This window comes from Nocardia sp. NPDC055002 (assembly GCF_053608825.1).
The window spans coordinates 197,690-224,675 of the sequence record NZ_JBSGWE010000001.1; the positions used below are offsets into that span (position 1 = coordinate 197,690).

The 26,986-nt window shown below is 65.9% G+C and carries 20 protein-coding genes; 8 read left to right on the top strand and 12 right to left on the bottom strand.

Annotated features, from left to right (window positions below; translation table 11 throughout):
• Positions 1-42: 42 nt before the first annotated feature.
• Positions 43-1,077, bottom strand: a complete 1,035-nt coding sequence (locus ACWF99_RS00975; RefSeq protein WP_452533844.1) for an AraC family transcriptional regulator — start codon at positions 1,075-1,077, stop codon at positions 43-45.
• 135 nt (positions 1,078-1,212) lie between these two features.
• Between ACWF99_RS00975 and ACWF99_RS00980 the strand changes: the two genes are divergently transcribed.
• From ACWF99_RS00980 to ACWF99_RS01000, 5 genes are all read left to right on the top strand, one after another.
• Entirely contained in the window at positions 1,213-2,697 is a 1,485-nt protein-coding gene (locus ACWF99_RS00980; RefSeq protein WP_452533846.1) for a flavin-containing monooxygenase, read from the top strand.
• 34 nt (positions 2,698-2,731) lie between these two features.
• The gene (locus ACWF99_RS00985) at positions 2,732-4,384 is read left to right on the top strand and encodes an acyl-CoA synthetase (RefSeq protein WP_452533848.1); all 1,653 of its coding nucleotides are present in this window, start codon (positions 2,732-2,734) and stop codon (positions 4,382-4,384) included.
• Positions 4,385-4,389: 5 nt separating this feature from the next.
• The gene (locus ACWF99_RS00990; RefSeq protein ID WP_452533849.1) at positions 4,390-6,060 is read left to right on the top strand and encodes a GMC oxidoreductase; all 1,671 of its coding nucleotides are present in this window, start codon (positions 4,390-4,392) and stop codon (positions 6,058-6,060) included.
• Between the two features lie 181 nt (positions 6,061-6,241).
• A complete protein-coding gene (locus tag ACWF99_RS00995) occupies positions 6,242-7,108 on the top strand; it encodes an oxygenase MpaB family protein (protein ID WP_452533851.1) in 867 nt (288 codons plus the stop codon).
• 71 nt (positions 7,109-7,179) lie between these two features.
• On the top strand, positions 7,180-7,851 hold the full coding sequence (locus ACWF99_RS01000; RefSeq protein WP_378628748.1) for a TetR/AcrR family transcriptional regulator: 672 nt from the start codon (positions 7,180-7,182) through the stop codon (positions 7,849-7,851).
• A gap of 85 nt (positions 7,852-7,936) precedes the next feature.
• Here the strand turns inward: ACWF99_RS01000 and ACWF99_RS01005 are convergent, their stop codons facing one another.
• Positions 7,937-9,466 carry an aldehyde dehydrogenase family protein gene (locus ACWF99_RS01005; RefSeq protein WP_452533854.1) on the bottom strand — a complete coding sequence of 510 codons (1,530 nt, stop codon included), beginning with the start codon at positions 9,464-9,466 and terminating at the stop codon, positions 7,937-7,939.
• 231 nt (positions 9,467-9,697) lie between these two features.
• On the opposite strand from ACWF99_RS01005, the gene ACWF99_RS01010 reads away from it, so the two are divergent.
• Positions 9,698-10,612, top strand: coding sequence for a hypothetical protein (locus ACWF99_RS01010; RefSeq protein ID WP_452533856.1), 915 nt, complete (start codon positions 9,698-9,700; stop codon positions 10,610-10,612).
• 70 nt (positions 10,613-10,682) lie between these two features.
• Here the strand turns inward: ACWF99_RS01010 and ACWF99_RS01015 are convergent, their stop codons facing one another.
• Together ACWF99_RS01015 and ACWF99_RS01020 are read right to left on the bottom strand one after the other, a co-directional pair.
• Positions 10,683-11,438, bottom strand: a complete 756-nt coding sequence (locus ACWF99_RS01015) for an oxygenase MpaB family protein (protein WP_452533858.1) — start codon at positions 11,436-11,438, stop codon at positions 10,683-10,685.
• A 136-nt stretch (positions 11,439-11,574) separates the two neighbouring features.
• Positions 11,575-12,003 carry a hypothetical protein gene (locus tag ACWF99_RS01020; RefSeq protein WP_452533860.1) on the bottom strand — a complete coding sequence of 143 codons (429 nt, stop codon included), beginning with the start codon at positions 12,001-12,003 and terminating at the stop codon, positions 11,575-11,577.
• Positions 12,004-12,202: 199 nt separating this feature from the next.
• Here ACWF99_RS01020 and ACWF99_RS01025 point away from each other — a divergent pair, with 199 nt between their 5' ends.
• Entirely contained in the window at positions 12,203-14,359 is a 2,157-nt protein-coding gene (locus tag ACWF99_RS01025; protein ID WP_452533861.1) for an MMPL family transporter, read from the top strand.
• Positions 14,360-14,430: 71 nt separating this feature from the next.
• Here the strand turns inward: ACWF99_RS01025 and ACWF99_RS01030 are convergent, their stop codons facing one another.
• The 4 genes from ACWF99_RS01030 to ACWF99_RS01045 form a co-directional block, all read right to left on the bottom strand.
• The gene (locus ACWF99_RS01030; protein ID WP_452533863.1) at positions 14,431-14,997 is read right to left on the bottom strand and encodes a DUF5134 domain-containing protein; all 567 of its coding nucleotides are present in this window, start codon (positions 14,995-14,997) and stop codon (positions 14,431-14,433) included.
• Between the two features lie 5 nt (positions 14,998-15,002).
• Positions 15,003-16,412 (bottom strand): linalool dehydratase/isomerase domain-containing protein, encoded by a 1,410-nt coding sequence (locus ACWF99_RS01035; protein ID WP_452533865.1) that lies wholly within the window; start codon positions 16,410-16,412, stop codon positions 15,003-15,005.
• Between the two features lie 247 nt (positions 16,413-16,659).
• Complete coding sequence (locus tag ACWF99_RS01040) at positions 16,660-18,450, bottom strand: hydroxysqualene dehydroxylase (protein ID WP_452533866.1); 1,791 nt, start codon at positions 18,448-18,450, stop codon at positions 16,660-16,662.
• Positions 18,443-19,864: an NAD(P)/FAD-dependent oxidoreductase gene (locus tag ACWF99_RS01045; RefSeq protein ID WP_452533868.1), complete on the bottom strand. Its 1,422-nt coding sequence runs from the start codon at positions 19,862-19,864 to the stop codon at positions 18,443-18,445. The genes ACWF99_RS01040 and ACWF99_RS01045 overlap by 8 nt, the downstream gene beginning before the upstream one ends.
• Before the next feature lie 203 nt (positions 19,865-20,067).
• Here ACWF99_RS01045 and ACWF99_RS01050 point away from each other — a divergent pair, with 203 nt between their 5' ends.
• Positions 20,068-20,706, top strand: coding sequence for a TetR/AcrR family transcriptional regulator (locus tag ACWF99_RS01050; protein ID WP_452533870.1), 639 nt, complete (start codon positions 20,068-20,070; stop codon positions 20,704-20,706).
• A gap of 41 nt (positions 20,707-20,747) precedes the next feature.
• Here ACWF99_RS01050 and ACWF99_RS01055 read toward each other — a convergent pair whose 3' ends face one another.
• The 4 genes from ACWF99_RS01055 to ACWF99_RS01070 all read right to left on the bottom strand — a co-directional run bounded on the left by ACWF99_RS01055 (position 20,748) and on the right by ACWF99_RS01070 (position 26,892).
• Positions 20,748-23,765, bottom strand: coding sequence for a CHAT domain-containing protein (locus ACWF99_RS01055; protein ID WP_452533872.1), 3,018 nt, complete (start codon positions 23,763-23,765; stop codon positions 20,748-20,750).
• A complete protein-coding gene (locus ACWF99_RS01060; protein WP_452533874.1) occupies positions 23,749-24,798 on the bottom strand; it encodes a hypothetical protein in 1,050 nt (349 codons plus the stop codon). Before ACWF99_RS01060 ends, ACWF99_RS01055 begins: the two co-directional genes overlap by 17 nt.
• Positions 24,795-25,544, bottom strand: coding sequence for a hypothetical protein (locus tag ACWF99_RS01065; RefSeq protein ID WP_452533875.1), 750 nt, complete (start codon positions 25,542-25,544; stop codon positions 24,795-24,797). Before ACWF99_RS01065 ends, ACWF99_RS01060 begins: the two co-directional genes overlap by 4 nt.
• Positions 25,545-25,746: 202 nt before the next feature.
• Positions 25,747-26,892, bottom strand: a complete 1,146-nt coding sequence (locus ACWF99_RS01070; RefSeq protein ID WP_452533877.1) for an AI-2E family transporter — start codon at positions 26,890-26,892, stop codon at positions 25,747-25,749.
• Between the last annotated feature and the right edge of the window lie 94 nt (positions 26,893-26,986).

Genomic DNA, 26,986 nt, shown 5'->3' on the forward strand with positions numbered 1-26,986 from the left:
ACGACGTCAATAGGGAATACTCGGCGGCCGGAGTCGCCGTGATCAGCGGCGACCCCGGGTGCGCCGGTAGGCGGCCGGAGTGGTGGCCGTCCAGCGCTTGAAGGCACGGATGAAGGGGCCCGCCTCGGTGTAGCCGAGCCGCACGGCGATCTCCTCGACCGAGAGCGCGGTGGCGGTCAGCATGTCCTCGGCCAGACCGCGCCGCGCCTCGTCGAGCAGGACGCGGTAGCTGGTGCCGTCGGTGGCGAGATGGCGCCGTAGCGTGCGACCGGTGGTACCGAGGTCGTGGGCGACCGCGTCCAGCGACGGCGGTATCGCGATCCCCGCGATACCGGTGCCTGCCAGCAGGTGGTCGCGAACCTCGGCCGCTATCCCGGTGCGGGTGGTCCGGCGGTCGATCAGTTCACGGCATTGCGCCAGGCACAGGGCCAGTGTGGCCTGATTCGCCTGCGGCAGTGGCTGATTCAGAGTGTCGGCGGTGATCGTGATGCTGGTTTCGGTCTGCCCGTATCGGGGGCTCACGCCCAGGGTCGCGGCGATGTCGTCGCCATAACCGGGTTCCGGGAACGCGAACCGCGCATGGTGGATATCCACCGGTCGGCCGAGCAGGTCTTCGAGCACCCGATGCATCGCGAAGGTGTCGCGTTCGACGAGGAACTGCTGGACGTCGTCAGGGATCTGATCGTGTCGGATCCGGGCAACCATCTGCTGGTCGTGGAACTCCACGACCGGTGTGCAGAACGCGAAGCTCAACTGGAAGTAGCTCAGCGCCAAGGAGATCGCCTCGCCGAGAGTGGGACTGGTGATCCAGGCGTAGCCGTAGATACCAAAGGCGCTGATGCGGTAACTGCGTCCCACCTCGATGCCGAGCGCGGGTCGGGGTCCGAGTTCGCGCAGCAGATTACGCACCACCAGCAGTTCCGTGCGGGCATCGATCTGGCGGTCGGCGGAGTCGAGTTCGGCGACGGTCAGGCCCGTACCAGCGAGGATCGACGTGGCATCGGCACCGTGTTCGACGGCGAACCGGTGCATCACGGCGACGCTGGCGACACCCCGGGGGAAGTCCCACGTGTCCACTGCTGGCTCCTGTCGCGCGCGCATGCCCTCCATTATGGCCTGAAATGTCAATTTTCTGTCCGCGGGCATCCTCGTTCTCGCGTCGACGGCGACCTACCGTTGACCGGAGAGATCACTGACATGAGGAGCTGGGCTATGCGCACTCGGACAATGCCATCCGCTGTCATCATCGGCACCGGGTTCGGCGGCCTCGGCATGGCGATGGAGCTGCTGCGCCACGGCTTCGACGACCTCGTCATCCTGGAGCGGGCCTCGGAGGTGGGTGGAGTGTGGCGGGAGAACACCTACCCGGGCGCCGGATGCGATATACCCTCGCCGCTCTACTCGTACTCGTATGCGCCGAAATCCGATTGGCCCAAGCGATTCTCGGGACAGCCCGACATCCACGCTTATCTGCGGGACGTGGCGCGCGACAACGGCCTGCGCGAGCGGATCCGGTTCGGGTCCGAGGTGACCGAAGCCGAATTCGACGATACGAGTGGGAAATGGACGGTGCGTACCGCCGACGGTTACGAGGCAACCACCGACGTGCTGATTTCCGCGGTCGGTCAGCTCTCGCGGCCCGCGCTGCCCACCATCGCCGGAATCAGCTCGTTCGCCGGACCCGCCTTCCACTCCGCGGAGTGGGACCACAGTGTCGACCTGACGGGCAAGCGGGTCGCCGTTGTCGGCACCGGTGCCAGCGCGATCCAGTTCGTGCCCGCGATCCAGCCGCAGGTGGCGGCCCTGACACTGTTCCAGCGCTCGGCGGCGTGGGTGCTGCCCAAGCCCGATGTCGAGTACAAGGCGTGGCATCACCGGATGTTCGCGACGGTGCCGCCGGTCCGCCTCGCCGAGCGATTCGCGGTCTGGGCACTGTGCGAGTTTCTGTCGCTGGGCATCGCTGATGTCACCGCGATCAGGGGTCTGGTCACCAGGATCGCCGTGAACCATCTGCGCAAGCAGGTCACCGACCCGCAATTGCGCGCGAAACTGACGCCCGACTACCCGGCCGGCTGCAAGCGTGGGCTGTTCTCCAACACCTACTATCCGGCACTCACCCAGCCGAACGTGCGGGTAGAGACGACCGAGATCGCCGAAGTCGTGCCGACCGGGGTGAAAACCGCCGACGGCGTGCTGCACGAGGTCGACGTGATCATCTACGGAACCGGATTCAAGGGCACCGAATTCCTGTGGCCGATGGCGATCTGCGGCGCGAACGGACGCAAGCTCGAGGACGAGTGGCAGGGCGGTGCCCGCGCCTACCACGGCATCACGGTGCCCGGATTCCCGAACATGTTCATGGTGTACGGACCCAATACGAACCTGGGCGTCGGCTCGATCGTCTACATGATCGAATCGCAGGCTCGCTACATCCGCCAGGCGCTCGAGGAACTGTCCCGCCATCCGGCGCACACCCTCGATGTCCGGCGTGCGGTGGCCGAGGAATACGACGTGAAGCTGCAAGCCCGGCTCGCCCGTACCCCGTGGGGTCTGTGCTCGAGCTGGTATCGCAACGCCGCCGGCCGGATCACCAACAACTGGCCGGGCGCGGTCCTGAGTTATCGACTACAGACCCGATCCCTGCGCCCGGAGCACTATCACCTGACCACCAACACGACAACACCTGCGGGCCAGTGATATTCGCGGACCGGAATTCGAAAGAGGCTCATCGATGAAGCTGACGAACGGCACCGTGGCCGAGGTAAGCGAGAAGGTGCGGGCGGTGCGCCGGCTGCACCAGACCGGCCTGATCGACCTGTGGCGACCGCGCCGGATCAAACGCATGATCGCGCTCAACAACTCCTACGGCCCACAAGCGGCGATGATCAGCGCCGGGGCGGCCGATCGGCCCGACGAACCCGCGCTGGCCGACGAGCGCGGTGTGCTGACCTACCGCGAGCTCGACGAACAGTCCAACGCCCTGGCCCACGGTTTGCTCGGGCAGGGCCTGCGCGGCGGCGAGGTGGTCGGCGTGCTGGCCCGTGACCATCGTGGCCTGGTGCTGGCGATGGTGGCGGCCGGCAAGGCAGGTTTGCGGCTGGCCATGCTGAACACCAGTTTCGCCAAACCGCAACTCACCGAAGTCGCTGTGCGGGAGAAGGTTCGCGCGATTCTGTTCGACAGTGAATTCGCCGGGCTCATCGATGCCCTGCCCGAGACGATGCCGCGGATCCTCACCTGGGTCGATGCGGAACACACGCTGCCACCGGGCGCGGTGACCATCGACATGCTGGTGTCGGCGAACAGCAGTGACCCGCTGCCCCCGCCGGATCGGCCCGCGGGCTTCATCATCCTCACCAGCGGCACCACCGGTCTGCCCAAGGGCGCGCCGCGCACCAAGGTCTCGCCGTTCGCCACCGCCCTGGTCGTCGACCGGGTGCCGTTCCCTCGCGGTGGGGTCGTCATGATCGCGACCCCGGTTTTTCACACGACCGGTATGGGGACCTGGACGATAGCCAGCGCGCTCGGTGCCGAAATCGTGCTGCGGCGCCGTTTCGACGCGGAGGCCACCTTGGCGGCGATCGAGCGGCATTCGGTCGAGATGCTGGTCGCGGTGCCGACCCAGTTGAACCGCATTCTCGCGCTCGGTCCCGAGGTTATCGCCGAGTACGACACCTCGACGCTGCGCACGGTTTTCGTCGGCGGCGCCCCGCTGCCGCCCGACCTGGCGATCCGATGGCAGGACGCCTTCGGTGACGTGTTGTACAACGGGTACGGCTCCACCGAGGTCGCGATCACCGCCGTCGCCCAGCCGCACGAATTGCGTCGTGCGCCGGGCACCGTCGGGCGGGCACCGGTCACCGCGCGCATCGCGCTCTACGACAGCGACGATCGCCGAATCACCGCAGCGAACGTCTCGGGGCGAATCTTCGCCCGCACCGTCGCCCCGTTCGAGGGGTACACCGACGGGAAGACCAAACAGATCATCGACGGATACATGTCGACCGGGGACATGGGCCATTTCGACGCCGACGGGCTGCTGTTCATCGACGGCCGCGACGACGACATGGTGGTCTGCGGCGGCGAGAACGTCTATCCGCTGGAGGTGGAGAATCTGCTGGCGGGTCGCGCCGATATCGCCGATGTCGCGGTGATCGGTGTCGACGACGCGGACTTCGGACAGCGACTGCGCGCCTTCATCGTTGCCGCCACAGACGACAAACCGGACGCGCAGGAGATCAAGAACTACGTCAAGGACAACCTCGCCAGGTACAAGGTGCCCCGTGACGTGGTGTTCCTCGACGAGATGCCACGCAACCCCACCGGCAAGATCGTGCGCAGGGCGCTGACCGAGTACGTCGTCGACGGACACGTGGGGCGGTGAGCGTCATGACCGACTACGACTACGACGTGATTGTGATCGGTTCCGGCTTCGGCGGCAGCGTCACCGCGCTGCGGCTGACCGAGAAGGGCTACCGCGTCGGCGTTCTCGAATCCGGGCGGCGATGGAATCCCGAGGATTTCCCGAAGTCCAACTGGAACCTCCGCAAGTCGCTGTGGATGCCACGACTCGGCTTGACCGGGCCGCAGCGGATCAGCGTTCTCGGCAAGTGCGCGGTGTTCAGCGGGTCGGGTGTCGGTGGTGGCTCGGTGATCTACGGCAACACCCTGTACGAGCCGCTGCCCGCGTTCTACGAAGACCGCGCCTGGTCGCACATCACCGACTGGAAATCGGAGCTGGCGCCGTTCTACGACCAGGCCAAACGGATGCTCGGCGTGCGGACCAATCCGCGCGTCGGTCCCAAAGACGAAGTGCTGCTGAAGATTTCCGAGCGCCGCGGGGTCGCCGAGACGTTCCACCGCACGAACGTCGGGGTCTTCTTCAACGAAGGAGCGCAGGGCACGGAGGTGCCCGATCCGTATTTCGGTGGTGCCGGGCCGACGCGCGCGGGCTGCATCCATTGCTCCGAATGCCTGACCGGCTGCACGCACAATGCCAAGAACACCACCACGGTGAACTATCTGTACCTGGCCGAACGCAACGGGGCCGAAGTACACCCGCTCACCACGGTCACCTCGGTGCAGCCGGACGGCAACGGCGGCTACCTCGTCGAGACCATGCGGTCGGGCGGAATCGTCCGCCGGAACCGGCGCCGGTTCACCGCGGGCCAGGTCGTCTTCGCCGCGGCTGCGTTGGGTACCCAGAAGTTGCTGCACCGCATGCGAAACGATGGTGTGCTGCCCGGTTTGTCTCCCCGGCTCGGGGAGCTGACCAGAAGCAATTCCGAGGCAGTGGTCGCGGTATGCAGTCGTAGTCGATACGACCTGTCCCAGGGGGTGGCGATCACCTCCTCGATTCATCCCGAGCCGCACACCCATATCGAGGTGTGCTCGTACGGCAAAGGGCAGAACGCGCTGTTCACCCAGGGCCTGCCGATGGTCGACGGCGGCGCGTTCCGGGTGCTGCGGCTACTGCTCACGGTGGCGGCACATCCGCTCGAGTTCATCCGGCTGAAGAATGTCCACCGTGCTGCCGAGCGCTCGGTCGTGCTGCTCGTGATGCAATCGCTCGACAACTCGCTGACCTCCTACTTGAAGGGGCGGCGTCTGGTCACCAGACAGGGCTCGGGGGAGCCGAATCCTGAGTGGATCCCGATCGCGCACGACATCGCTCGCGAGTACGCCGCCGAAATCGATGGTGACGCGGGAAATCTGGTCACCGACCTGCTGGGCATTCCGGCCACCGCGCATTACATCGGCGGCGCCACCATCGGTGACTCCGCCGACACCGGCGTGGTCGACCCGTGGCAGCGGGTCTACGGGTATCCAGGCCTGCACATCGCCGACGGCAGCGCGGTCACGGCCAATCTCGGGGTGAACCCGTCGTTGACCATCACCGCTCAAGCAGAGCGCGCGATGGCGTTCTGGCCCAACAAGGGTGATGCCGACCCCCGTCCCGCACTGGGTTCTGCCTACGTCCGCCTCGCACCGATCCTGCCCAAGCGGCCCGCTGTTCCCGCCACCGCGCCCGCGGCACTGCGCTACTCGGTTCGGGGTTGACCGCACCATCGCCCGACCACCACGACGCCCCGCAGCGCTTCGGCGCTGCGGGGCGTCGGTGCGTAGCGGCACTGACCGAAAGCCACCCGCTGAGTCGATTAGTCGAATATCATCTCACTGTATCATTGCCTTAGTGGCTCTCAGAAGAAGGAGGCGCAGGACTATGCGTCAAGTGTCAACGGTGACCGATCCTGTGACGGCGAGCGATCTCGACGGAGTCCTGCGGTGTCGGTACGGCACCGTCGAGGACTTCGATATCGAGCGATTCCTCGACGGGATCGGCGCCTTCGCCGGGGCGGGCGCGAATGTGATCGTGCAGCTCGCGAACCGGCCGGTGGGCTACGGCGTCGTCGAGAGCACCGTCGAGTCCGGCCGCGCCGACGTCCATCCGTGGAAGCGGTTGCGCACCACGCTGACCTACATCGCGGTGGCGATGCTCGGTACCGAGGAGGACCGGGACGTGTATCGACAGGCCGTCGGTAGCGTCCATCGACGCGTTCGTTCGGCGCCGGGCGCCGAGGTGAAGTACAACGCGTTCGACCCCGAATTGCAGAAGTGGGTCGCGGTCTGCCTGTGCTGGGGAGTCATGGATACCCACGAGCGCCTCTACGGGCCACTGGACAGGGCCACCAAGGAGGTCTTCGTGCAGTACGGGGCCAGGTTCGGCACCGGATTGCAGATGAGGCCCGACATGTGGCCTGCCGACCTGGCGGCTTTCGAAAGCTACTTCGAGGCGGGGCTGGCGAGGATGCAGATCGACGACGTGGTCGCCGAGTATCTGCGCAAGCTGGTCGGTTTGCGCAATGTTCCCAGGCCGCGTCGGCTGGCCGATTTTCATCGTTTCGCCGTCACCGGACTGCTGCCCGAAACCATGCGCGCACAGCTCTACCTTCCGTGGACCGACGAACAGGAGCGGCGGCACCGGCTGATGTTCCGTGCCATCGGGGCCGTCTACGGACGGCTTCCCGTCCGTGCGCGGATCGTGCCGTACTCGACGGTGCTGCGGGACATGCGGCGGCGTCAGCGGCTCGGCCGCCCACTGGTCTGACAGAGTCGAGGTTGCGGGCTACCGGCAGACCACATTATGTTCGGGCTCTTGTCAGCTGAGGGGAATGGGATATGGCCGAGTCGATCAGGTTGCTGGCACGTATTCGCGGACACGGCGGTGTCGAGCGCGATAACGCCGATGTCCTGAACGGCGCCTTGGCCGCGTTTCTGGACTTCGGGATCAAGCGGACCAGCATGGCGGAAGTAGCCCGCCGTGGCGGTCTGTCCCTGGCGACCCTGTACCGCCGGTTCGGGGGGAAGACCGACGTGGTCCAAGCGGTGGGGCTCTGGCAGGTGCGCCACCTGCTGGAGCAGGCCGACGCCTCGATGCGCCGGCAGGCCGACGAGGGTGCCAGCGCCGAAGACCAGATCGTCGAACTGTTCGTCGCCTTCGCCCTCGGCTTGCGGAACAACCCGTTGCTCGACCGCCTCCTCGCCACCGACGCCGCCACCGTACTGCCCTACCTCACCACCGGTGGGGCGCCGGTGATCGAGCTCGGTCGTGACTTTCTGGCCGAGTTCATCACTCGCTTGCAGGAAGCGGGCAAGCTCCCCGCCTACGACCCGCTCCCCGTTGCCGAGTTGGTGGCTCGTACCGCGCTGTCGCTGGTGCTGACGAGGCCGACGGTCATCCCACTCGACGACGAGGCGGCGGCGCGCCGGTTCGCCCGCGATCACATCGCACCCGGGTTCCGTCCGCTGGACGTGCGCACGGTGACCCAGGACACCGGCGCACCTCGCTGATTCCCTCGCGTGGGGCAGCGATCACCGCTTGCCGCGGACGGATGAGTCACCGGCTGGTGAGACATCCGTCCGCGGCGAGACCCGCCTACCTGCCGAAGCGGCGCCGACCGCGAGCGCCGGTCGCGCGCATCGCGTTCCGCATGAACCCGAAGTTCTTGAGGCTGTACGGGTACCAGACGAGTTCGGACTTCTGTGTCGGCAGTGCCGGAGCTGTGATCGCCTGCTTGCGGCAGTACTTGCGTACGCCGTCGGCACCGCCGAATCGGTACCCGGTGCCGGACTGGCCCCAACCGCCGTGGGGGAGAGCGAAATTGAACAGATTGATGGTGGCGTCGTTGATATTCACCGCGCCGACGGCCAGTCGCCGCGCGATTGCCTGCCCGCGGGACTTGTTGCCCGTCCACACCGAGGCCGACAGTCCGTACTCGGAGTCGTTGGCGAGCCGGATCGCCTCGTCCGCATCGGCGACCTTGATGACCGGGATCGTCGGGCCGAACGTTTCCTCGGTGATGCACGACATCGAGTGATCGACGTCGACCAGCACCGTCGGTTCGAAGAAGTTTCCCTCGCCTGTGGCCTTGCCGCCGGTGAGCGCTCGCGCGCCTTGGGCCAGCGCGTCATCGACGTGGCGGGTGACGATGTCGAGCTGGGCCTGGTTGGCGAGGGGACCGACATCGATGTTTCCGCTGCGGTCGTCGCGGCCGAGCCTCAGCGTCTTGACATGGGCCACCAGCTTGTTCACGAACTCGTCGTACACCGCGGCCTCGACGTACACCCGCTCCACCGACACGCACAGCTGTCCGGCGTTGGTCAGTGCGCCGAAGGCGATGCCGTTGGCCGCGCGGTCGAGGTCGGCGTCGGCCAGCACGATCGCCGGGTCCTTGCCGCCCATCTCGAGGCTGTAGGGCAGCGTGCGTTCCGCGCAGGCGACCGCGATGCGGCGGCCGGTGTTGCCGGAGCCGGTGAACTGGATGAAATCAGCGTTGTCGACCACCGCGGCACCGGTGGCGCCGGATCCGGAGACCACCGTGAACACCGGCGGCGCACCGATCTCGGCCCAGCCGCGGGCGAGGGCGAGCGGCGTCAGCGGGGTCACCTCCGAGGGCTTGAGCAGCACCGCAGCGCCTGCGGCGAGCGCCGGAACGAGGTCGGAGGCAGGCATGGCGAGGGGAAAGTTCCACGGCGTGATGATGCCGACCACCGGATACGGCGTGTAGGTGGTGGTCAGCTTCTTGACCCGCATCAACGGGGTGTGGGGGCTCACCGCGGTATCGGCGAGAAACTTCGCGGCGTTTCGCGCGTAGTAGCCCAGGAGGTCGACAGTGAACGCGACCTCGACTTCGGCCTCCACCCGAGGCTTTCCTGACTCGTCCTGAATCGAGTCCGCCAGCTCGTCGCTGTGGTCGAGCACCCAATCCTGCAGCTTGAGCAGCCACTGCTTGCGCCCGGACGCGCTGATCGAAGCCCACCGCGGCTGGGCTGTGCGCAGCGCGGCCGCGGCCGCGGCGACCTCCTCCGGGGTCGACACGGCGACGGTGCCGACCAGTTCTCCGGACGCTGGGTTGCGAACAGCCAGTTCAGTGGCATCGACGGTGGGTGTGGCGGAATCAGACACATTTTCTCCTGGATAGCCGTATCGGACTACCAACCACCTTAGACAGAGTGAGATGTTTTGTATATCACTCTGTCATTTCGATGATCGGCTCCGATCTGCGGGTCGAGACGGGTCCGCCATGTTCATCCGCTATTTGTCCGTGTTCGCAAATATCCAGACCGGTGGAAGCCGTGTTTGACTGCTTTATGTTACCGAGCATTCTCTCGCTGGTGAAGAGGAAGAGGAATCGAAATGGTGATCAGGAAAGCTGTGGCGGCCTGTGCGGGGTTCGCGGCTGTGGTGGCCTCGGCAGGTGCCGGTATCGCTGACCCGAATATTCAGCTGCCCGGTGTGGTCGACGATCAGATGACCAACTGTGGCGCCCTGGGACCGCGTGCACTGGCCGGCTGGATCGGATCCGACTACCAGCTCCCGGCCCGCACGATGGACGAGACCTTCGGGACGGCTCCCGCGCAGGAGTGGTGCACCACCGACGTCGGCTACTCGAGTCTCGGGTTCGGTCCGGAAGGGGTGACGTTCGGCGTACCGCGGACCACCGATGGTCTCTTCCCCTACAACAACGCGGAGTTGGTCGCCCGGCCCACTTTCACCTCCGGTCAGACCATGACGATGAACATCAAGGGTGCTCCCGACATGGTCGGCCACAACGGGACGACCGGGTGGGGTGTATCGAACCGGCTGATCGACCCACGGGCATTGCTCGATCTGGAGATCGCCTGGTTCATGTACAACGGTTCCCATGGCGCGCTGGGTGCCACGGCCGACGCGTTGAGTCCGGTGGCGAACTTGCTCGGTGCCGATATGCCGCACGGCTTCTTCCTGATGGTCAAACGGGCGGGCACCTTGGTCCCCCAGGTCAAGCTGCTCGACGAGAGCGTCATGTCGCGCGATCACGCCTACGCGGTCGAGGTGGGCGACGAGTACGTCGACTTCTTCGTCGACGGCGAGAACGTCGGCACCTTCCGGAATCCGCCGTCGGGCAAGGCCATCGATGTGCTCGGCAACCCCGCACCGCTGGCCGGTCAGGTGTGGTTGGACGGCAGTTTCTGGTTTCCGCTGCCCATTCCCGAATACAACGCGCAGCCACAGACTTTGACGGTGACCAGGTATCGCCAGGGCCCCTCTGAGTCGACACCGCTGTTGTAGCGAGGGGCCGGGCAGGCGGGCGCCGTCTCCGTCTGCCCGGACCCTGCGGAGTGGTCCGTGAATCATGCGTCTACGCGGGCCGCGGTGACCTCTCCGCGCGCGCCGACGCAACGTAGCGAATCCTCGGCGGCGCTATCGTCGCCGCCATCCGGAGACCGGTGGCGTAGGAACGGAACGCGGCCCGATCTCCCGGTCGTGCCGGCACGCCGAGTAGTTCCCTGGTGCGAGGGTGCAGCAACTCGCGCACGGCGACGGATGGCAGCAGTCGCGGGACCCAGCTGGTCGGACGCAAGACCTCGGGTGCGAGCGTGCGACCAGCCGGGGTGAGACGCAGTTGCTGCGCGCAGGTCCGGTCGAAATAGTCGCGGAAACCCGCCCAGTCCGGTGGCATGGCCCGCGCGGAGACCCCGAACCGCAGATACCATTCGCAGCACTCCGCATACAGGCGTTCGTGGTCGCGATCGGACATCGGCGCCATGAAGGTATTGATCGCGACTACCAGCGTCTCCACGTAGGTCGCGTGCTGGAAGTGGAACAACTCCGGATTCAGCGCGTGAAAGCGCGTGCCGTGGTCGTCGCTTCCACTGATGTGCCCATGAATGTTGACCATGCGGTGGCGCTGGTCCCGTTCGTCATAGGCCATGGCGATCGTCTGCGAGACGGTCCGCGCCTTGTGGTACCACAGCCGCATCGCCATGTGCTCGTCGAGAGCCGTCGCGATGGCCGGGTGCAGGATCTGTAGCCCTACCGCACGCGGCAAGGCGAGCAAGAATCGTCGATCGCCGACGTACCGGTGAAGCAGCGAGGTTCCTCGTTGGCGGTGCACCGACGACTTCCTCAACCGCGCGGCGGGCAGTACGGTGCGGCGGGTGCGGGTGGTGTGGTCATCGTTGACCCCGTTCGAAGACCGGCGGCTACCAGCGCGCCTATGAGAGAATGATTCCTAAATCCTCTCATTACCTCTATAGACTGTCAACGGCTGATGAGCTTTCAAGTAGGCGTGAGGAATCAACCTTCCACCGCGCGATGAAAACTGTTGTGACACAAACCATATGACGATCGGTGTTCTTCGACGTGGTGCCTCCGATTCCGGGAAATCTCGCGCGGTTCATTCCTGCCCGGCGCTCCGCGAGTTCGTTCGCGCGTCCCCGGACTACGATCTCGACGCGGTGCTCACCGAAGCGTTCGACGGCGCCGACGCCGCGCTGCGCGGGCTCGAACTGCGCTGGCCGGTCGTCCACGTCCGCGGCGCATCGGCCTTGCCGGCCGGCGACCTGATGGAAGGTCTTGCCCCACAGGGTCATCTGCTCGAAGCCCGGGGCTACGTCGTGTTCAGCGCACCGGTCGCCGATGACGACGCGGTGATCGACAGGGCGCGCACGGATGATCACCGTGCCTGCCGAGAAGGGGAGATGAATACATGCAACCGACATTGCCGTCGAACGTCGAGCGCGGACAGCGAGGACAGTGCGCGCGTGTGCTGTCCGACGCGTGCACCGACGACGCCATCTGGAACGAACTCCGTCCACGCTCCGCGTGCCGGGCGAGATCGGCCCTGTACCTGTTCCCAGGCGATCGCGGGGTCCTGCGATGATCGAACGGTTCGCCACGATCGCGATCCGGACGCCGAAACTGGTTCTCGCCGTGGCGGGCATCGCGTTCGTGCTGTTCGGTCTGCTCGGTGCGCAAGTGACCGGCCGCTTGTCGGCGGGCGGGTTTCTCGACCCCGACGCGGAGTCCTCACAGGCTGAGCAGGCACTGGCCCGCGACTTCGACATCGCGGGAATGCAGCTGATCTTCACTGTCGAAGCACCCGGTGATGTTCTCACCGGCGCCGGGGCCGATCGCGCGAATGACATCGTGGACGACCTGCGCGTCGACGACCGGGTGTTGTCGGTCGACTCGCCGTGGACCGACCCGGACAGCCGCGCCCGGTTGATCGACCGGGACGGACACGTCGGACTGATCGTGGCGGGTCTGGCCGGCGACGACAACCAGGCGCAGAAGACTGCGGCCGACTTGGCCACCCGGCATACCGGGACCACAGGCGAGATCACCGTCACCGCGGGCGGACAGGCGATGGCGTTCCAGGAGATCAACGAACGCGCCGAGCACGACCTCGCGTTGGCGGAATCGATCGCGATCCCGCTGACATTTCTGCTGCTGATCTGGTTCCTGCGCAGTGTCGTGGCCGCGGCGATTCCGATCGCGGTGGGAGTGCTGGCCATCGTCGCGACCACCGCGGTGCTGTTCGCGCTGACCTTCGTCTTCGACCTGTCAGTCTTCGCGCTCAACATCACCACCGCCCTCGGGCTGGCGCTGGCGATCGACTACTCACTACTGATCATCGGGCGGTTCCGCGAGGAGATCGCTCGTGGCCACGACCAGCACACCGCCATCTCGCTGGCCATGCGGCGCGGTGGGCGGGCCGTGCTGTTCTCCGGTGTGACGGTGGCGATCGCGTTGATCGGAATGTCGTTCTTCCCGATGAACTTTCTGCGTTCCATCGGGTACGCGGGCGTCGCCGTGGTCGCGCTGTCGGTCGTGCTGGCGCTGACGTGTGTGCCCGCCCTGCTCGCACTCCTCGGGGAGCGGATCACCCGAAAGCCGTTGCGAGAGGCGGCCGCGGTCGAGTCGATGTTCCTGTACCGACTGGCGGTGGCGGTGCAGAAGCACCCCGTTCTCATCGCGCTGCCGGTGCTGGGAATTCTGCTGATCGCCGGCGCGCCGGTCCTGGGACTCCAGGTCGGTTTGCCCGACGATCGAGTCCTGCCTGCTGCCGCGCAGGCACGCCACGTCGGTGACACGATCCGAGAGCAGTTCGACGCCAACGCCACCGGCACCGTTCACATCATCGTCCACCGCGAAGGTGCCGACACGGCGACGGCCGAGTACGCGGCCGCGCTGTCGCGGGTGCCCGATGTGGATGTGGTGCTCGCGCCGTCGGGGACCTATGCGGGCGGGCAGCCGGTGGGGCCCGGCGATCCCGGCGCTGCGCGCGCCGAGAGTACCCATCTGACGATCGCCACCTCACTCGATCCGTACTCACCTGCCGCCGCGCGGCAGCTCGATGAGCTCGACGCGGTCGCCGCACCCGGCGACACGGTGTTCGGTGGTTTGGCTCAGCAGAAGCGCGACACGGCGGCCGGGATCGCAGCGGCCTTCCCGAAAGCCCTGGCCTGGATCGCTGTCACCACCTTCATCCTGCTGATGCTGCTGACCGGCAGCCTCCTGCTGCCGTTGAAGGCGCTGGCGCTCAACGTTGTCTCACTCACGGCGACCTTCGGTGCGATGGTCTGGGTGTTCCAGTCGGGACACCTCGGTGGATTCGGCACCGAGATCACCGGTTTCACCGTCGCCACGGTCCCGGTCCTGCTGTTCTGTGTGGCGTTCGGGCTGTCCATGGACTACGAGGTCTTCCTGCTCGCGCGCTTCACCGAGGAATGGGAGACCTCCGGGCACACCAGGGCCGACAACGATCGGGCAGTCGCCGTCGGGCTTGCCCGTTCCGGGCAGGTGGTGACCGCGGCGGCGGCGATGATGATCGTGATCTTCGCGGCGATCGCGACGAGCGGGGTCTCCCTCATGCGCATGCTCGGCGTCGGATTGACGCTGGCTGTGCTGGTGGACGCCACGTTGATCCGCATGATTCTGGTCCCCGCTTTCATGCGACTGGCGGGCACCTGGAACTGGTGGGTACCGCGTGGGGTGCGGCCGATCCTCGAGAAGGTTCGGCTGCGCGAATAGTGTTCGATCGCCCAGGTAGCGCCTGCCTCCTGCTCCTGCGCTACCTGGGCGCGACCCGTATCGAACGAGGGTCAGGCGCTCAGCGCCTGCCAGATCATCACGGCTGTCGCGGCGTCCATCACCAAGTGCGGGAACAACGCCCGCGCCGGTCGCCGATGGGCGATCTGCCACGTCAGTGCGCCGAGCGTGACGACAGCGTCGAGGGTGAAGATCGCCACGAATGCCCAGCCGAGCAGCGGGACCGGCAAGGAGTTCTCCGCTCCACCATGGACATGATGGTGGTGGTGCTGCTGCCCCAGGGGCGCGTAGAGCATCGCGAACGCGGCCACACAGTGGTAGATCGCGGCGCCGACGTCGTCGGTGCGGCGAGCGATCGTGACCGCGACCCAGGTCGACATCGCGATCGCGAGCACCGAGAAGACGGCACGCCAGATCGCGGCGGGTAGGTCACCAGCTGTCGGCGTCCACATCACTGCCATCGCGACGAGCATGACGACATGGGCGAGTTCGGTTGCCCGACCGTCATATCGACTGGTCGCCGGTGTGCCGGAACGGGCGTCGACCGCGGCGACGAGCGCCGCGGCCGAACACAGGCCGACCGCGATCCACCCCACCGGTGCGGGCAGTGCGTGGTTCACCGCGCTCAGACGGGGCTGACGCGCACCACGTGGCGTCCGCCGAGGTCCACTTCGATCACAGCGGTACCGTCGGCATCGGCGATCACCGCGGCCTCGATGGCACCGGTGACCTGGTATGAGCGTTCAGGAATCAGCCGTTGCAGCCCGAGCCGAACGCGCCGCGGGCCGTCGCCCGGCCGTAGCACCAGATCGAGCGAGGTGCCGTCGGTCACCGCTTTGGCGACCAGGACATCCGGGTAGGCGGCATCATTGAGGATCGGACCGGTTCGCCACTGTCGCGGGACTTCGCCCCGGATCAGGTCGCGCAGCCCGTCCGGGCGGGCGAAGCGAGCCAGGACGTGATGCGCGTTGGTCACCGTCGACGCGCCGGCGTAGCGCTGGGCACCCGCTCGGTCGACGAGCCGATTGTGTTCGGCCAGAGACCGATTCAGTGCGTCGGCGAGGTCGGTCTCGCCCATTTCGGCAGCCGCGGTCGCGACGAACACCCTGGTCATTCCGTCGCCGTTGACCACGTTGTAGTTGCCGAGGTCCACGCGCGATCGAGAAGAACCGCGCAACTGTACTTCGGTGCCGTCGAACCGGATGAAGCGCTGCCGGATGGTGTTCCAGGTATCACGGGCCAGATCGGGCATGGTCGCGTTCAGCCAGGCCACCATGCCCGCGTCGTAGGCGAGTACCGGTGCGCTGATGGTGAGCTTGGGCCCGAGCCTGCCCGGGATGAACCGTCCGCTGCGCGTGCGCCAGCCGTCGTGGAGGTAGCTGTGCCGGATCCGGTCGACCAGGTCGCCGGTGAGTTCGGTGCCGTGCAGCCGGTCGTGCATCACCAGGGTGTTGAACGCGAAGGCATTGCAGATCGGATAGATGAGGTGGGGCTCGCAGGGGTACTGCGGACAGTCCTTGCGAACCAGCATGTTCGTACGAATCGCGCGGGTGAGCCGCTCGAAGTCGTAGTCGTGCACGCGAGACTTGCTCCACCGCAGGCGAAGTGAACCGGGCTGGTCGAAGGTGGTGTCGGCGTTGAGCGTTTCGTAGAGGCCGAGCATCACCCCGAAATATCCGGTGTACATGACGTTGGCATGGCGGATCGGGTCGGTGTTGAGCCGGGCGTACCCCACCAGGCTCTCCGTCGCCCAATAGGACCACACGCGCTTGTCGCACATCTTCACGATGGCATTGCGCTGGGCCTCGGCGAGATAGCCGGTGAAGGCCGGGGTGCGCGTGTACTGGGCCATCGCGAGTCCGTAGCCGATGAAGTTGAGCTGATAGCGCAGCGCGCTGGCCGCGATCTGCTCGATCCGGTCGAACCCGTCGAAACGGTCGAGCGGTTGCAGGGCCAGATCCAGGACGAAGCGCTGGAACGCCAGATCCTCCGGACTGGATTCGGTCACCGTGGGCATCGTGATCGCGTCGCTCATCGCGCCGCCTCCGTTCGTTGAGCCGGCCCTCGGCGTCGCGCGGGAGGAGCGAAACTCGCGGTTTCGGTCTCCGTGGCCGGGCGACGGCGCAGGCGCCGGAATCCCGCGACGAGGTAGCTCGCCAACAGACAGCAGGGCATCGTTACCTCATCCGATTCTGTGCGGGCGGCCTTGATTCATTCTGGTGCACATTGACACCACAATGATGTGGTGTCAATGTGCACCAGAAATCGCGGACGGTCAAGGGTCAGCCGTCGAGCAGGTGAGGTAAACCGGCGTGAAAGCGGTCCGCGTCGATGGCTTTGGCGGCAGCGAATGCGGGCAGGGAGACCAGCGGGAAGATCTGGGCGCGGGGACTCGGGTCGTCGGCGGCGTCGAGGATGGCGTTGGCCGCCGCGCGACCGGATTCGTTGGCGCCCTCCATGGTGGCCAGATCGATGTGGTGTCGGACGTGATCACCGCCGAAGTAGAGGTTGGGAATCGCGCAGTGTGCGTCGGGGCGATCGTCGTAGGACCCGACTGTGTTGACCAGCAGCGGGGTTTCGTTGTGGATGGTGGTTCCCGACCAGGTGATGCCGGGGTCCAGATGCCAGGAGTGGATGTCTTCGTCGCGTAGCCAGTCGGTGCCGGTGTTGAGCCAGGCTTTGAGCTGCGCCCAGGTCTCGGTGGCGATCTCGGCGGCGGTGCATTCCTTGGCGGTGCGGCCGAAGTGGATTCCGGGTGTGTCCCAGTCGGAGATGTCGACCGACAGGCATTCCAGCACCGAGCCGTCGCCGTAGGTGGCAGGGAAGTCGCCCACCCACATGGGGGCTTGGCGCAGGGCGGTGAGGGCCCAGGGGGAGCCCAACGCGGCGATGTGTCCCTCCGGGATGTCGGTGGGGCGGCGCAGGTAGTACTGGATGCCGACCATCCAGTCGGTGACCAGGTTTCGCATCCCGCCCAGGCGCGGATCTGCCTCGATGATCGTGTCGTCGAGGAGATCGACCGCGCGGTCGACCGGCATGGCGCACAGATAGTGGTCGGCTGTCACCGTCGTGGTCCCACCTGATCCGCTGATCGTCGCGGCGGCGATGCGACCGCCGGCCATCCGCAATGCGGCCAGGCCCTGCCCCATGACGAAGCGGACGCCGAGTGTGCGCAGGTAGTCGACCCACGGATCGATCCAGGCGATGTTGGTCGGGCGGTTGAGGATTCGGTCGACGCCACCGGCGAACTGCGCAACCGTGCCGGAGGCGGCGAGCACCAGCGCCTCGCCGATCGTGCCGATGGTTCGTGCCGAGCTGGTCTGCGGTTTCGCGGCGACGGTGATCCGGGTGAGCGCGTTCACCAGGTACTTGCGGTAGGCGGGCGACTTTCCCTCGGCCTGCATGATCTGTTCCCAGGTCACGTATTCCCACTGGTCGAAGCGTCGTTCGGTGCTGGAGGTGAACCACACGAGCATCTGCTTGGCGAAGAACGCCAGCTCGTGTGGTGGCAGGTCAGGGATGAAGCCGAGCGCGCCGATGATACTGTTCTGCACCAGTTCCGGCGTCAACTGGCTCAGTCCACCGAGCTCGACCGGGGCGAAGACCGGCGGAAGGTCCTGGAATCCGGCGACCGTGCCCTCGACCCGCACCAGGTTGTCGAGCACACCGTTCGGATTGCCGGGAAACGGGATTCGGCTCATCGTGTCGGGAACATGCTGATAGCAGCCGGGGAAGAAGCGGAACCCGTGTTCACCTGGCAGAGGCTGACGGCCGGGCGACGCGGTCCCCGGCACGCCCATGCTGCGGGCCTTTCCGCCGAGGAAGGCGGGCTCGTAGACGGTGATGTCGTAGCCTCGTTCGGCCAGCTCGTGCGCGGCGCTGAGCCCGGCCATGCCGCCACCGAATATCGCCACCGACTTACCTCCGGAGCGCAATAGTGGCGAACGCCGGCCGGTCGTCGCTGCCGCGAGGGCCGGGGGAGTCGCGGCTAGTGCGGCTCCGGCGATGAGCCCGGCGCGCAGCGCGGTGCGGCGGGTGATCGGTGCTGACAACGGTGTCGGCTGATCAGGCATGGTGTTCTCCTGGACCTGCGGTGGTGAGGGTGAAAGGCGGGCTCGGCGGTGGGCGGTCATCGGATGCTGTGCCGCGCAGGGTTGTTCGCGTGGTTCGCCATTCGCTGGTCGAGTCGCGGATCTCGCGTGCCATGTCGGCCAGGACGGCGGGCAGATGTGCCCACTGATGGACCGAGGCGCGCAGCGCGAGGCCCAGTGCGCGGGACGGGGTATACAGCTCGGCGGGCCGGTGGGTGCGGGAGAAGATGCCTGCGGTGATCTCTGCCAGTTCGGGGTCGTCGGCGGCGGAGCGGTAGAGCTCGATCTCCAAGGGCCGCAGCGTTTCACCCCGTGCCAGCCGGTTCGTCCAGTGGAAGATCTCGCGGCATTCGACGACGCGGCGGTGCTCCCACTCCGACAGGGCGGCGTCGAGAGCCCGCGGGTCGTCGAGAACCTCGTCGACCGACTCGGCGAGCGTGCGTCCATAGTGCAGGGCGTCGCGGATGCCCTGCGCGGTGACGGGATCTTTGAAGTGTCCGGAGTCGCCGGGTAGTGCCCAGCCCGGCCCCGCGGAACGGCGGAAGTACGAGGAAATGCCGGTGGCGGAACGGATCCGGCCCACGCGCTCACAACCGCGCAGCCGGCCGGTCAGATCCGGAATCCGGGCGAGGGCCTCGGCGTAGCGGCGTTCGGCCACACCGGGACCCGATCCGAGGTCGCTGACAGTGGGCGGCTGTACCAGGCTGAGCACCAGGCCGTCGTCGCACGGGAAGGCGGTGCCGAGGTCGGCACCGACACGCCACTGGGCGGCGATGTGCCGGGGAGCGTCGGCGGCGTCGCGCCAGTAGGCGAAATAGCAGTCGCGCCCGCTCGGCACGCTCAGAAACGGTCGTTCGGCGCCCACCGCGCGGGCGATCGTGCTGCGCCGCCCGTCCGCGCCGACGACGAGCGCGGCGCGGATCTCCCTGGTCTGGCCCGCGGCGTCGAGGTATCGCACACCGGCGCAACGGTTCCCGTCCCAGATCACCGAGGTGACCCGGCAGCGCGGCCGCACTTGCGCGCCCGCGTTCACCGCGGTGCGCGCCAGCACGGCGTCGAGTCCGGTGCGGCGCACGCACATCGCGTAGTCGATGCCGTCGACCGAGGGAAAGCCGGAACCGACACCGTGGCCCGCGGCCTGTGCGTAGGCCCTTGTCAGTCGTGGCGCACCGAGTGCCTCGACGGCGGTCAATGCGTCGAGGCGCTGGAGCTCGGCCAGCCCGGCCGGCCAGAGCAGGTGGGTGGACAGGGTGTCCGACGGCAAGGTGGCGGCGTCGAGCACGACCACCGCGCGACCCGCCCTCGCCAGCGTCGCCGCGGTAGCCGATCCCGCGCAGCGCGCGCCGACCACGACGACGTCGGTCCGTTCGACCGCAGCGACAGGGGAATCGACCATGAGAACCACCTCGGTCACTGAGTCTCGGACAGTGTGTCCGATTGATGATGAGGCGGGCCGCGTTCAGGTGTCAACAGTCAACCGGGACAGGGGGATTGCCGCGGCCTGTACCCCGCCACCATGGCGGCCCGCTGGTCTACGGGCACAATGGGTCGCATGGGCAATGCCAGCGCACCCGGTGCGGCATCGGCGACGGATAGCCGATGCCCTCACTGACCCGTGTCCCGCGATCGGCGCGCAAACCCACCGATGACCGGCGGGCAGAATTCGAACGGCGTGTCCTGATCGCGGTCGAAGACCTGCTGGCAGGCGGCACGCCGTTCACCGAGATCGCCGTGCAGAAGATCGCCGCGGCGTCCGGATCGGCGAGATCTACCTTCTATCGCTACTTTCCGGACAAGAGCAGGCTGCTGATCCGGATGGCCGAGTTGGCCACGGCCGATCTGTTCGCCGCGGCGGAGACGTGGTGGAGTGCCGAGCACACCGATCAGCAGGCCGGAGTCGTGCTGGCCATGCGCGCGATGATCGGCGGCTTCCGCGACCATCGCTATCTGCTGCTCGCCCTGACCGAAGTGGGTTCCTACGACCGGGAGGTCGGTGCCTACTGGCGTTCCCGAGTGGCGACCTTCGCCGAACTGGTGCGTGCCCGGCTGGCGGCCGAACAGGCAGCGGGCCGCGTCGGGCCGAAGCTCGATCCCCGAGCCACCGCCCTGATACTCACCTCGATGGTCGAACGCACGATCTCCGTTGCCTTCGCCGCCGAAACCGGTATCGGCGAGGAGGAATTGGCCGAATCACTCGGTCGCGCGATCTGGCTCGTCATCTACGGGGACGCACCCTGATTCGACGAGCTCGCACGTGCGGTCGAGCCCCGTGTCACCGATCAGCCAGTGCCTATGCCGACGTATGCGTAGGCAAGAGAAGCCATCGCCAGCGAACCCGACTCCTCGCCGGACTCCCATCGCCGGAGTTCACGTAGTTGAATATCTCTGAGCGCCGTCACCGGGTCGCGACCCTTGCGCAGAGCCTCCACCAAGTCCAAGTCGATCCGGCGGGTCGTCGAAGAGTCAGGGACCTCGAAAAGGGTGCAGATGACTTGCTCGGCACCGCCGTACAGCGCGGCCGCGGCGAACCCCAGCCACTCGGAAGCCTGGATCCGGTGCGTCCTTGCCAGGTCGCCGGGGACATCGGGGTCGATTCCGATACTGCCGCAGCCAGCCAGGATGGCGCGGGGCGGCATTTGGAAAACAGGCACGCCGTCTAGCGCGGTCGAATAGAAGTCCCTGAGTGACAGCAAGCCGTCGTGGAACGCGAAGCCCATCGAGGCGGGCGACGTATCGAGTTCGCCGTATCTGACGTGTCCGGTCAGCAGGAGCGTGCCGGCGGCAGTGCGCAGTGTGCTCAGATGCATCGCAAACTCGTTCTTGCTCAGCGGGCCACGGACGATCTTGCTGTTCGGCGGTTCGGTGCGCTCGGCGTAGGTGAGGTTCTTGTCGTCGGGGTCATGCCCTGGAGCGCAGTGGGGCACGAGCACGGCTAGCACATGATCCGTGTCGCGGTGCGTGAGCGGCTTGAGACCTCGGTCGGCACGTCGGCGAGCGATTATCGAGATGGAGGGCACGTGTACGACCGCCGCCGTGCTCAGCACTCCAGTTCCGTCGGGAAGCAGCAGCGCGGCTACCGGAATGGTCGCAAGCGCACCTGTGGGCGCTACGACCAGCGTGTCCACGCCTGGCCGAGCGAGGCCTTCGGCCAGGATTTCAGGAATCAGCGCGGAGCCGAGCGACCGGAAAACCTGGAAGAAGACTTCGCCGGATAGCCCGTCGTGGGTCATTGTGTTGGCGGATTCGGTCATCAGTGCTGCCCCACGCAGTCGATCTTCGGGAAAGTCTTCGCCGGGGATGTGAATCGGAAGGTGCCACGCGAGCCTTCTGAGGAATGGTTCGACCGACCGATGATCGGTTGTGCTTGCGTGCCACGTTCCTTCCGGGCTGCGCACCGCATGGTGGATCGTCTCGTCGACTCGGCAATAGCTCCAATACCAGCACCCGGGATACATCGTCGCGAGCTCGGTGTCGAGATCGAGCGCGTCGTGAGGAAGACCGCCCACCCAGCAAGCTCCATCGACAAGCACTGTGGGATTCGGAAGGACGGGATCTACTCCCGGCTCTGTCGCGTCGGCTGCCGGCAGATCGGATACCAGCGACGTGAAGATTGCCCGCAAGAGTGCGCCTGCGTCGTTGTTCTCCAGCGGAACGGCCTGGGCGCGAACAACTTCGAGTAGTTCGGCGACCAATGCGGCGTCACCGGCTCCGGCGGCGAGGTCGAGCGCAAGTGCGTACGTCTGTGAGTATGTGGCTGTCCATGCGGTCCGCCATGACGTTGTCGGGAGCTGATATCGGACGCGCTGCACCGCGTTCAACGCCGCCAGAGCGTTTGCCAGCGATTCGGTGCGTTGGTTCTGGATTGACCTGATCCGCGCCAGCAGAGCAAAAACGTTCGCTTCCATGAGCGGGTCATGCGTGCGGCTGAGAAATCCGAGAACGTTGTCGCACAGGTCGGCAGCACGCTCGTATCGCTCGGCAGGGTCGTCAGTTCGGCCTGACAGTTCGACGAGGAGTGCAGCGTGTAGCAATTTCTGTCGAGCGTGCTCGGTGACCGATGCGTCTGCCTGGACGCCGCCTTCCGTCACCTCGTGCAGGGTCTCGAAATGCTCGGCGACTGCTGTGGTGTTCTCGGCTTCGTGCATCATTCGAAGCAGAAGAAATTCGGTGCGGTCGAGCAACGTTGCACTTGCGGAACGAAGGGCGGCCCTCCGGACCGTGCAGATGCGGCTGAGTCCGTCCTCGCACCGTGCGAGATCAGTCAGGTTCGACGTCAACGCTTCCGCCATTCGCAGGTCTGCCTCGATACGCCAATAGCGGGTCCTGCTGCGGTAGCTGAGCAAAGACGAAGCTTCCCTCCACCGATCTTCTGCTTCTGCTTGCCGTCCCGCCAGTGCGAGAAGGTCGCCGAATTGCAGTGCGCACCATCCGCGTATGGGGTCATTGCAGTGCGCTGCGAGATCGCTGGCTTGTTGGGCAAGCGTCAAAGCCTTCTGAAATTCCAATTCGGCTGCTTCGGCATTGGCAGCGCACTGGAGTAGGACCGGCTCGAGACGGGTTGGTGCTGTATCCAGCACCGCGTCGACGAAGAACGACGCCCGTGCGCGGTCGTCGTGGGTGGCCTTGTCCACCGCCAGCAGCACACTGGAAAATTTGCTACTGAACAGTGCTCGCAGGACTGCGAACCTGCCGAGGAATCTCGCTGGGCTGGCGAACACCATGGTCGACATCAAGTTGGTCATCCAGGAGGCGAACAATATCCGCATAACCCGGTAGACGAAAAACCCAGGAAGTTGGACCCACAATACCGAGGGTGATATCAGGGCCCCGCCCAATATTGCGGCGAGGTAGAAGGGAAATACCGCCTTCCCCCGCCATCCCATCATTGCCCAAGCCACGATGCCGAAGATGATCGCGATCGACGACGAGCCTCCTACCGCCGCGGTTGCCAACGAGGAGGCAACCGACAGCAGGAACCGCACCAGGTAGATCGGTCCGGCCAGCCGATAGCTGAGCTTCGCAAAATCGCAGTCGAACAGTCCGATTCGCGACCCCGAAGATCCGTATCGGTGAGCGAGTCGAATCGACGCGGGCATGCGCAGCAGACCGAGCGCCAATATGCGAGAGCCCAGCTTTGCTGCACTGAGGTCGCCGCCCATGATCATCGGGGCCGGCAGAACGAAGTCGATGACCTCGGCATCCACTTCGCGCCGGTTTCGGCGATGCAACCAATCCCGCATCGCCATCCGGTCATCTACCCCTGGACGCCACAGGGAGACATCAGGTTTGGATCGCATCGCTGCTCGACCTTCTTGTGAGCCGGTTGACAATGTGGTTGTTCGCGCCGCGATAATTGATCCGCCGATCGTCACGGAGGGTGCGCAGCGACAGTGCCGGCTCCGCCACCGCGCTACGAACCTGGATCAACCCGAGCCGCTCCTCGAAGACATCACACACCCGATAGACGACGACCAATATCGCGGGCCAGAGCGGTACACCGAGGGTAAAGCTCAGTGCCACGACACTCAGATCTACCGCCAGCCGGAAAATCAAGGCGAACCGGTCCCTGCGCACATTGCAACCGAGCCAGATCAGTGACCAGAAAGTCGCAGTGACGGCGCAATATGCGGTGGCAACCAGCAGTGATACCGCGGCGACCAACGTCGCAACACTGACCAGCATGTGGAGTCGAACCAGGTGACGTTGAATGCGGGAACTCATGTGGCCGGCTCCGGCCAGTTGAGACCGCGAAATCGTCGATGTGTACGTCCGGAAATGCTCGACGCTGGTCTCATCGGCGTCGAACGCGTGGGTCGCGGGCCGATGGAGCCGACTCGGTGACAGGATCGGTCCCGCCGACTCGATCGGGCGATCTGTCGGCGCCACGGCCCGCCTGACTGCCAGTGCTGTCCGGATAACGTCATTGGTCGTGGCGCCGAATTGGTGGACGATCTCGGAGATGTCCCGCTGCTCCAGACACGCGAGCAGCAAATGCGATGTATCCGCGCTGCGGTCACCGGTGCGTGAGGCCCAGTACTGCATCCGGCCCAGGACGGCGGCGGCTCGGTCGGTGAATCCGATATCGATACGACCTGGTCCGAACCGGTCCGACAGCGCCGCCATCTCTTGGCGGTCCTGGTCGGTGAATGCGCGGTCGACGCCGAGCTGGCGAAGTATGAGGCGGCACCTTGTCCGCGGCTCTGCATCCAGCACGATTGCCGAGAACAGCGCCTCGGGGCCGACCAATTGCCCTTCGTCATCAGCGAGATGCTGAGCGATTCGAATCGCCTCTCCGAGGCGGGCGGTGGTGGGGAGTTTGCCTGTGGTCACGGATCAACCGGCCTTGCTGCCTCGTCCCTGACCGTCGGCCACCGCATCGGAACCAGTCCGGCGTCGTTACCGTCATTTCGGAACCTCAGTGAGGTGTTGCCGCCGAGTCGTTTCCGAAGTTGGACGGCGCCGAACAGCGGAGTGGATTCTGCGGGGACAACCAGATTCACCGCAAGCCCCGAACGGCTGGTCACCGTCAAATGGGCAGCCGCTTGGGCGATGGGAACTGTGGAGGGTATGCCGCCGGTTGCGTTCAGACGCAATCCGATGTGGGCATCGCGTTCGTTGGATACGAAAATGACAGCGGGCCCCGTACGTACAACCTTGTGGACCACCAGATACTCGGGCAGCCACTGGTGATGGGCGTACCGGCGTTTCAACTCACCTTCGAGGAGGTGCAGGTCAGCAATTTTCAGCTCAGATGTATCGGCCGCCTGGAGGAAAGTGGCACCGCTGCGCCCGAAGCTGATCGTGAGGGAGCTCGACACCAGATCGGCAGCGTCGACGCCGGCGGTCTCAGTGACGCGAACCGTCTGCGCTGACGAGTAGTCGAGGTGACCGTTGTGCCCTGGTGTGTCGAGGGAATACGGCACGCCCAGCGTCGTCAGGGTCGTCACTTTCTCGAACTTGCCGTTGACCAGGACGCCGACGTCGCCTGGCTCTACCAGGCCAGACGGTAGCCACGTTGCCAGGAAGCCGAACCGCTCATGCATCTCTGCTGCGTATTGTTGGTACACGGCGTCCACGGGTGCGTCTCCTCGCTCGGTGTTGCGTCAAGCTCTGGATCGGAGCCCGCTGCTGCGCTGTTACACGGATCGGGAGATTCAATTCGAACCTGTGTCATTTGAAAGATGTTGTTACGCAACACTAATCGAGTAGGTGTAATCAGTAGGGTGGATGTGGAAGGCGAAGCATCGAGCTCCGACGGGCAATCGCCGTATCGCGGTTTCAGTCGCGGGTGGGTACGCCCGCTCGTGTGCGGCGCGGTGTCGTTTGTTCGATGCGGGGATCCTCGGTCACCGCATAGTGTTTCACGTATTCGGACAGGAACGCCTGGACCGTGGCGGTGGCTGGGATGGCCAGCAGCGCGCCGACCGCTCCGAGCAGCGCGCCACCGGCCAGCACCGACAGCAATGCGATCGCGGCGTTGACGTCGACGGTGCGCGCGGTGATGCGAGGCTGCAGTAGGTAGTCCTGGAACCACTGGTAGACAACCGCGAACACGATGATCCATACCGCGTCCATCGGGTCGACCGTCAGTGCCACGAAGACCGGAACGATCGCGGCGATGTAGGTGCCGATGGTCGGGATGAACGCGGAGATCACGCCGAACCAGACACCGAGGGCGATGGGGTTGGGCAGGTGCAGGATCGACAGGAATACGCCGTGCACGATCGCGGAGATGATCGCCAGCAACAATCGAGAGAACAGGTAGCCGCCGGTCTTGTCGATGGCGAGGTCCCAGGCGTGCAGGAAGGTCTGCTGGCGTGTCGGCGGCAGGAGCGAGCACACCGTGCGCCGCACCTTCGGGCCGCCCGCGGTGAGGTAGACGCTGAACAGCGCGATGGTCAGGACCTGGGCCAAGCCGCCCAGGACCGTGGTCGACACGCCCCAGGCATTGTCGGCGGCGGTGTGCGCGTAGCTCTCGAGCAGGTCGGATTCGCGCAGCAGCCGTTGACTCAGGTCGTGCGTCGTGAAGTGCTGTCCGAAGGTGTGATTGACCCAGTCCACGCCCTCGTTGAGCAGCCGTGGCGTCTCATGGACCAGGTTGGTCGCCGTCTCCACGAGCAAGGTCACCAGTGCGGCGAGAAAGGCCAGCACGCAGAGGAAGGTGGCGATGAATACCAGGCCGGTGGCGAGACCACGCGGCACCCCCCGCCGCACCAGCAGTGCGACGGGTGGCTCCATCGCCAGCGAGATGAAGAACGCGACGAACAAGATGATCAGGATGCCGGTCAGCCGGTGGAACGCCCAGTCCGCGAGCAGGAACAGCCCGAAGAACACCAGTGCCAGCACCATTGCCCGAGGTAGCCACGTCGGCATTCTGGTTCGCGCGGGCGCCTGCGGAGCGCTGTCCTCGGGGTCGATGTCCACGACTCTCAGTGTCGCCCCGGGTCGGTCCTTTTCCCGGGATCAACGCGGCGTCGACCTGCCGGAAGAGTCGGCCCGCTACCCGGGGAAATAGTTG